The organism is Vibrio sp., from assembly GCF_050299255.1.
In the GTDB taxonomy this organism is placed as follows: domain Bacteria; phylum Pseudomonadota; class Gammaproteobacteria; order Enterobacterales; family Vibrionaceae; genus Vibrio.
This window is the reverse complement of sequence record NZ_JBNKVP010000038.1, coordinates 25,003-33,006: the sequence shown is the minus strand read 5'-3', so window position 1 is coordinate 33,006 and position 8,004 is coordinate 25,003. Positions and strand designations below refer to the sequence as shown.

7 protein-coding genes are annotated in these 8,004 nt (G+C 43.0%); 3 read left to right on the top strand and 4 right to left on the bottom strand.

The genetic code is table 11. The features are described 5' to 3' along the window. Nucleotides 1-596: 596 nt before the first annotated feature. On the top strand, nt 597-1,157 hold the full coding sequence (locus ACQY6F_RS11600; RefSeq protein ID WP_428774527.1) for an NnrU family protein: 561 nt from the start codon (nt 597-599) through the stop codon (nt 1,155-1,157). A 160-nt stretch (nt 1,158-1,317) separates the two neighbouring features. Here ACQY6F_RS11600 and ACQY6F_RS11595 read toward each other — a convergent pair whose 3' ends face one another. Together ACQY6F_RS11595 and ACQY6F_RS11590 are read right to left on the bottom strand one after the other, a co-directional pair. Further along, the gene (locus tag ACQY6F_RS11595; RefSeq protein ID WP_428774525.1) at nt 1,318-2,313 is read right to left on the bottom strand and encodes an ABC transporter substrate-binding protein; all 996 of its coding nucleotides are present in this window, start codon (nt 2,311-2,313) and stop codon (nt 1,318-1,320) included. A 135-nt stretch (nt 2,314-2,448) separates the two neighbouring features. After that, nucleotides 2,449-3,396 (bottom strand): CHAD domain-containing protein, encoded by a 948-nt coding sequence (locus ACQY6F_RS11590; protein WP_428774523.1) that lies wholly within the window; start codon nt 3,394-3,396, stop codon nt 2,449-2,451. Nucleotides 3,397-3,961: 565 nt separating this feature from the next. Here ACQY6F_RS11590 and ACQY6F_RS11585 point away from each other — a divergent pair. After that, nucleotides 3,962-5,377 (top strand): endo alpha-1,4 polygalactosaminidase, encoded by a 1,416-nt coding sequence (locus ACQY6F_RS11585; RefSeq protein WP_428774522.1) that lies wholly within the window; start codon nt 3,962-3,964, stop codon nt 5,375-5,377. 114 nt (nt 5,378-5,491) lie between these two features. Here the strand turns inward: ACQY6F_RS11585 and ACQY6F_RS11580 are convergent, their stop codons facing one another. After that, the gene (locus ACQY6F_RS11580) at nt 5,492-5,866 is read right to left on the bottom strand and encodes a winged helix-turn-helix transcriptional regulator (RefSeq protein WP_428774521.1); all 375 of its coding nucleotides are present in this window, start codon (nt 5,864-5,866) and stop codon (nt 5,492-5,494) included. A 153-nt stretch (nt 5,867-6,019) separates the two neighbouring features. Between ACQY6F_RS11580 and ACQY6F_RS11575 the strand changes: the two genes are divergently transcribed. Beyond that, on the top strand, nt 6,020-6,853 hold the full coding sequence (locus ACQY6F_RS11575; RefSeq protein WP_428774520.1) for an SDR family oxidoreductase: 834 nt from the start codon (nt 6,020-6,022) through the stop codon (nt 6,851-6,853). A gap of 167 nt (nt 6,854-7,020) precedes the next feature. Here ACQY6F_RS11575 and ACQY6F_RS11570 read toward each other — a convergent pair whose 3' ends face one another. Then, nucleotides 7,021-7,917, bottom strand: a complete 897-nt coding sequence (locus ACQY6F_RS11570; RefSeq protein ID WP_428774518.1) for a VirK/YbjX family protein — start codon at nt 7,915-7,917, stop codon at nt 7,021-7,023. Between the last annotated feature and the right edge of the window lie 87 nt (nt 7,918-8,004).

Here is an 8,004-nt window from a genome sequence, read left to right as displayed (position 1 = left end):
TCAGTCATAGCCGATACACTTGAACATGCGCTAGCAGTTGCGATAGCGCCGACGGTTGCGATGGTTGCGATTGATGCCGCGATAACTGATTTTTTCATTTGTAATACCTCAACGATATTTCACATCTAATCCATTTGCTAAGTGATGTACTTTTAATCCATTCATTAAGTACGCTATTGGGAAGTGGGTACATCGTAACTGTCTAACAAAAAAACATGAAAGCAATACCTATTAAACAATCGAATAGATCGACATGGTGGCACACCTGTTTGTTGGTTTAATCAGTTATCTGCAAGCCGAGTTACAGCGTTGACTATTACAGCAGTTAATATGTCGCTGATATAGGTGTCATTTAGGTTGATAGTACTGTCGGCTTGAAACCTAGACCCGTCTGCAGGATCGTTTGAGCGCCCTCTACTGAATAAATTTGCAGCATAGTTCACTCGATCACACACTAGAATTGTCAGGTGGTATTAAACTAAATGCATTAAACTAAGTGTAATATGGCGGCAGTAACATGGCGTCCCTCCTTTTTGAACAACGGAAAGGTTACCTTAGATAAAAGGGTTTATATCAGAAAGTAAAACGGAGAGGCTATGTTATATCTACTTCTGGGGTTGTTACTTTGGTCTGTCGTTCATTTGTTTCCTTCTGTCTCAGTCGCGGGCAAAGCTTCGATAGTGAGTCGTTATGGGGAACTCGCTTACAAGGGAGTGTTCTCGGTTCTCATTCTGCTTTCGCTAATCCTGATTGTGGTAGGGTGGCGCAGTAGCATTCCAACCCTATTGTATGTTTTGCCGGAATTTGGCCGCCTGTTAACCCTCATTTTGATGATTTTCGCGTTTGTTCTATTTGTGGCTTCTAAACTCCCTACCAATATTAAGCAACTGATTCGTCATCCTCAGTTGGCGAGCGTTATCGTTTGGGCGGTCGCTCATCTACTGGCAAATGGCGATTCCCGTTCGGTGCTGTTGTTTGGCGGGCTTGGTGTCTGGGCAGCCGTGGAAATGGTATTGATCAATAAACGAGAAGGGCAGTGGGTTAAGCCTGAGCGAGCAGGCTGGTTTCAGGATGCGATATGTTTGGTCGTGGGAATCGTCGTGTTTGCGGTGGTCATCTTTCTTCACCCATATCTGTCTGGCGTATCGCTGAGATGAGCTTTTAATTAAGCACTTAATGTCTGTTCATTGAGTACGCTCAAGCTATGCTGCTGCGCTGGGTTGGCTGATGAGGCGGGGGGAGAGTTTGGTGTTACCAGCAAACCCTCCCCTTAAACATTCAGTGCAAATCTGGTTAAGGGGAGGAGATACTTCAGCGCTAGATGGCGTTTTCTAGTTTCGCGGCGACATCTTCGGATACCCAAGTTTTCCAAAGCTCAGGATAGGTTTCAAAGAAGTAGTACATGGCTTCCTCGGCATCCGCTTGATTGTCTTCCATCCAAGCCAATAACTGGCTCATTTGCTGGTTGGTAAATCCGCGCTTTTGTAAATACGCATACGCCAGTGGTTCTTTCTGGGCAAATGCTTCTGTTGTTACTGTGTGCACTGGCGATGGCGGATACATAGTGACTTTAGGTGATTCACAGTCTGGCTGGGTGGTACAGGTTTGGTACTCTTCCAAATCTGTTCCGCTACCAAAATCGACCTTAACCATTTCGTATTTTCCCAGTACCGGCGTTGGTGACCAGTAATAGCCAAACCAGGGTTTTTCACGTTCGTAGGCTTTGGCAATAGTGCCTGCTAAAGCTGCGCCCGAACCCGGGTCGACCATTTCAAAGCCGTATTTTTCAAGCTCCAAAGCATCAAATAGGTGCCCGGAAGTGATTTGACATGTCCAGCCAGCCGGGCAGCTATAAAATGCCGACTTTTCATCATCTTCCGGGTGTTCAAACAAACTCGCATGCTGAATGACACCCTCTATCTTTGCCAGTTCCGGATACTGTTTTACCAGATAAGCAGGCACCCAGAAGCCTTCTTCTCCACCATTGACCAAAGACTTGCCCGCAATACGTAGTCGTTTATCGGCAATGCCTTTTTCGAGTGCTTCTTTGATGCCGTTGGTCCAAAGCTCTGGCGCAATATCCGGTTCACCTTTTTCTATCATCGAAGTGCCGGTCGGTACGCTGTCTCCCGGTATCAGTTCTGCCTTACATTGATAACCTTCATTGAGAATGAATTGGTCGATATGTGCCATTAAGCTGGCCGAATTCCAGTTCATATCGGCGATGGTAATTTCACCGCATTCGCTGGCACTAGTGGCCGCAGAAAGCGCAGACAGCAGTATTGCGGGGAGTATAAGGCGCGATGTTTTCATGTGGCTGACGTCCAATGTTGGTGTAATTTACTTGAGTATATACATAGGCTTATGAAGATGCAGTGAACAAGGTTTTTTTCAGTGATGTTGATCAGGAAGTGCCATTAAACAAGTGAGGTTCAGGTAAGGTGGAAACTACAACTTTGAGCTTAACTGCTCTAGTAATTGCTTGCGTTCTAAGAATTGACGGTTTTCGGTAAGCTGTTTTAATTGAGACACAGCGCGGTATGCGGGGCTGTGGTCCTCTATATGTTTCAAGTAATTAGTCAGAAACTTAGTCTGGACTGATGAATCATTGAATTCACCCAGAATATGCTGCAAGGATTTGAGTGCTTTTACCTGATGCTGGTAAACAGTTTTATCTAATACCGGAGTAAAAAACTCCAACAAATAACGTAGGTTCTTACAGTTGATCCTTAATCGATGAATTTCTTTATCTTTACTTTTTTTATTAATTAAAGTTGCCTGGTTAACTACCTTTTCATAACTTCGTGCTATCACCATATTGCCGTACTTTTTACTGTTTTCTGGGCCGTTTTTATCATGTAAGGTATTGAGAATAGACAGGATCTGTTGTTCGACATTATGGCACTTTTTCTGATAACGTTCAGAGGAAAACCATTTAACAACCCGGTTATATTCATGAATTCTGAGAAAATTAATATCATCAAAGAATTGTGTTAATCCTGGGTGATATTTTTTGTCCAGTTCACTGTAAAAGAAATTAGATTTCAAAAGATAGACATCCAGATCCCGCAGTTGATTGGTATGTTTCATCAAATCTTTCAGTGCAGGAATGAACCGATGGCGGGTAACATCCGTCTTCAATTCTTTGAGTGTGGATGCGATGGCTCGCATTTTCCTCAGATAAACCCGATACTGATGAAGATATTCGCTGTTGCGATCATCCAATATACCGGGTTCTAACTCACGTGCAGCAGCCAAACAGGTTTGATAAAACTCGCACATAGAGAGATGCACAGGCAGATCAGGGGCAACCACAATTTTCTTTTTCTGTGGTACGGGTGTTCTGCTACTGATTCGGGCTTTCTTTCTTGGTTTTTTTTGGCTACTTCCGTCCACGTAATCTTGCCTGTCACATAGAATGAATCATTACTCCAAGCTTAGTTCAGACCAGTTGAAGCGGGTTGTTTTGGCCTGATTAAATTAATTCGACGCACAACACCATCCATATATGAACAGATCAAGATTTTAACATCGGCAAGCTACTTATATGCATGTTGTTAATATGAACTCATTTTAATTGTCTGGTTGGCAATATAAGTATGATTGCAGTATATAATTATAAACTAAGCAAGCGGACACATATAATAGGACGCGTTTTTGTCGATATCCTTTTGTTTTATTTGTGTAAATGAAAATTGACTTTAAATTGACCAAGTTGTGTTTGAGTTTTAAACAATTTTGTTGATAACATAACTTCGCTTTATTGATTATATAAAAACACATTTTAAACACAATGAAACCACACGTGGTATTCAATATTTCGATATAAGATTTTAATAATTTTGTAACGTAATCATTTTTCAAAAATATAATTAATTTTATTTTCTTATCGGCGAAGTTAGTTCTCGTCATAGGAAGGGCTTTTTATTGTTTTTTAACTCATATTTGCAGAGGTAATAAATTGAATAAGCAAAAATTCACTCAGCCTGGCATTAATACGAACAAATTATCTCAACTGTGTACAGTTATCGTTCCTTTTTCCTTATTAATGGCCCCAGGTTTAGCGTCAGCTGCCGCCAACAATCTGATTGCCGTCGATGACAATGTTACAATTACCGATGTCGTTAAGACTAATATCAAAGTATTAGCTAACGACACCTATGCTTCAAAACCGACTATCACAGTGACCAAACCTGCTAACGGTAAAGTACGTGTAAAAAACAATGGCACAATTGTTTACATACCGTATAACAGATTTGATAGCAGCGATTCTTTTACTTATACCATCAGCAAAGGCGGTTCAAGTTCAACTGCAACAGTGACTATCTCACTTGCAGACAGCACTGATAACACCGGTACTGATACGTCTACTGGCGGTACAGATAGCACCGATAACACTGGTACCGATACGTCTACTGGCGGTACAGATAGCACCGATAACACCGGTACCGATACTTCCACCGGTGGTACAGACAGCACTGATAACACCGGTACTGATACGTCTACTGGCGGTACAGACAGCACCGATAACACCGGTACCGATACTTCCACCGGTGGTACAGACAGCACAGATAACAGCGGTACTGATAGTTCAGCCATTTGGGTTCCTTCACCTGGCACAAGCTGGACCTGGCAGTTGCAGAACTACAACAATCTGACTATCGATCCAGCTGTTGACGTTTACGGAATCGACCTTTTCGACGGAATTAATGAGAGTGTTATTGCCAGGCTTAAAAGCGAGGGCAAAAAAGTTATCTGCTATTTCAGTGCAGGAACACGTGAAGACTGGCGACCAGATGCCGATGATTTTTCTACAGATTCGGTAATCGCAGATGGTGCGATGCAAGATTGGCCGGGTGAAGTGTGGCTGGATATCAGTAACGAAACTGCATTGAACGATAGTATCAAACCTATCATGCAGGCCCGTTTGGATCTTGCGGCGCAAAATGGTTGTGATGGTATAGAACCAGACAACATCGATGGATACGAAAATACCAGCGAAACTCAAGGTTTCATCAGTTCTGCTGACCAGCTGAATTACAACAAATGGCTGGCTACTGAAGCGCATGCACGAGGTTTAAGCATTGCTCTGAAAAATGATATCGGCCAAGCAAACGAGCTGGAACCATTCTTTGATTTTGCCATCAACGAACAGTGTTTTGCTTACGGTAATGAATGTACCGATTATGAAGATAACTTCTTGAAGAACAATAAAGCCGTATTTAACCAAGAGTATTATACTCGAGGTAGTGGTGGTGAAATTGACGAATACACTTTTCAGTATACTGCGTGTCCGTACTTTGAAGATGTGAAAATTTCTTCGCTCTGGAAAGAGGGTTATGAATTAGATGGTGTTGGCGTTGTACGCTGTAATTAATTAACTCTATTTATTTTAGCCCAATCAACAAGCGATCCCGCACTTGCGGCTGGTCGCTTGTTTGTTTTTCTGCCTTAATCAGTAGTTCTGAGCCTCGGCTTGAATTCGTTGCCTTTATTTATCCGCTTCCAACTTTGTGTCGTAATCCTGCTGGGCCGCGAGCACGGCATCCATATTATCTTCCGCCCAGTGCGAGAGAGCCGCGACTGCTTCAGTGAGTGTATTGCCAAGCGGTGTCAGGGCATACTCTACGGTGACAGGCACGGTCGGAAACACGGTTCGGCTAACCAGGCCATCCCGCTCCAGCTTTTTCAGCGTTTGGGATAACACCTTCTGAGATATTCCTTTAATGTCGCGCTTCAGATGATTGAATCGCACCGGCTCGCCGCGCAGTTTATCAAGGATCAGCAATGCCCATTTATCAGCGATGCGGTCCAGTACCGCTCTGGTCGGGCAGCGATTTTCATAAATATTGTACGCAAAATCCATTCTCTATCCTCTATGCTCAAACCACAGGGTGGTTACCTCAAAGACACCTTGTTACCAAAAAGTGCCTTCTTCACAACTCAATTAATGAAGTATAGATTAATAACCAAGTTTCCAACAAGTACATAGTTTCCAAAATATACCTAGGAGAACATCATGAACAAAATATTGGTTTTAGGCGCATCGGGTAATGTAGGTCAGCCTTTGGTAACAGAACTGCTGGCAAAGGGAGAGCAGGTTAAAGCAGCTTCACGCAGTGGCAAAGCCGTTGGTGCAGCAGAAGGTGTAGTATTTGACTTTGCCGATCCTTCTACATATGCAGAAGCGTTTGAAGGGGTTAACCGCGCCTATGTTATGTTGCCGGGTGGTTATGTAGAAGCGAAAGCACTGCTGACTCCTGTGATTCAGGCGGCCGCAGAACGCAATGTTAAAGTGGTATTTCAGAGCGTACTGGGAGTCGATGCTGATGATTCGATTCCTTACCGCCAGGTCGAGATCGCGCTGGAAAACTCCGGTGTCCCGTATGTTATCCTCCGGCCGAACTGGTTTGCCGATAACTTCCACACCTACTGGAAAGCGGGTATCGACCAGGGCGTGATTGCCGTTCCCGCCGCTGAAGGCAAATCCAGCTTTATTGACGTGCGTGATATTGCCAGTAGTGCGGCCGCGGCGCTAACCAGCGACCGATTTGATAATCAGGCGTTCAACTTAACTGGTCCAGAAGCTTTAAGTTATGCGCAAGCGGCTCAGAAAATAAGTTTTGCGATCGGTAAGCCAGTTAGCTATCAGGCGATGGAAGACGGCGCTTTTTGTGACATGCTGAAATCAGTTGGTGTACCGACAGACTACGCTGAGTTCCTGACTTCTATCTTCTACCCGGTACGTGAAGGCTGGACTGCCGAAGTAAGTGGAGATGTACAAACACTCACAGGCAAACCAGCACGCTCATTGGATACTTATATTGCAGATCATGTAACAGATCTTGCCTGAACTTTAAAAATAACAACGCCAGCTTAGCGCTGGCGTTGCTTCATCTAGAATCTTATTCAGCTTCGACAACGACATAACTCTGAACCATGCATTTTTAATGATAATCACAAGCAGATTTCATCGCTTAGCAGGAGTTGCATAAATTCGGAATATAACGGCTAATGGCCTTAAATTGATAGTGATGCTGTCATCTGTTCCTGATATTTATCAAGCATTTCATATCGCTTGCGATACATTTTTCTCTTAGTTCTATTTAGCTCATTTAAATCTCTTCGAATGCTTTCTAGAGGTAGCTTAAATTTGTACTGATTTTGTTTTACCCCGTTTAACTCGGTGCAAAAAGCGTCGTAGTCAAAGAACACTTTTTTACGTCGTTTTTTACTTTGATAACCGAATGCGCTGTAGACATGCCCTTTGTTAGACACACAGTAAGCGTTTTCCAGGCCAAAGTGCCGAGCAAACATCAGTGTTAACTCGACAATAAGTGCTTTAGGTCTCATTCCATGCTGCGCTTTTGTTAGAGACTTAATGGTAGCCGAACGCTCCTCAGCATCTGCCTTTGCTCCCTGTACACAACCAATAAATAGCTCTCTGCTTTCAGTGACACAAAAAGTGGTGAAATAGATAATTTTTGCCTGTTTATTTGTTATCGCTAGACCTAGAGAGCCTTCACGCCATTCTCCCCTACAAAGACGTACATCGTATTCATCATCATTATTTCCTTGGATAGAAAATAGTTTATAACCTTGTTCTGAATATATTTCCATGCACTTGCTGCCCAATTCTTTTGACATAAAACTGAAATGAGCAGCCAGGTTTCTTAAGCGAGTTTCTTTATTCCAACCCACACATACATAAGTATGAGTCGGTTGGTCATACATTTTAGGGCGAAGATTGAAAAGTTCGCTTATATTACTGTCTTGCAGCATGGAATTAACAGTTTTTGCTGCTCTAGGGGTAACTAAATACCGAAAACAGAACCTACATCGATTTCTGTATACACTGAATCTGTTGGTTGATCCGTAAACTTTTGAAGAAACCTGGTATAACGTCTGAAGCCTCATTAGTAGCCTTCGCTTGAATACATGAAGTGTTTGGAAATTATGCTAAAGAGATCGAATAATTTCTGTATGGTATTGTCAGCAAAGGGA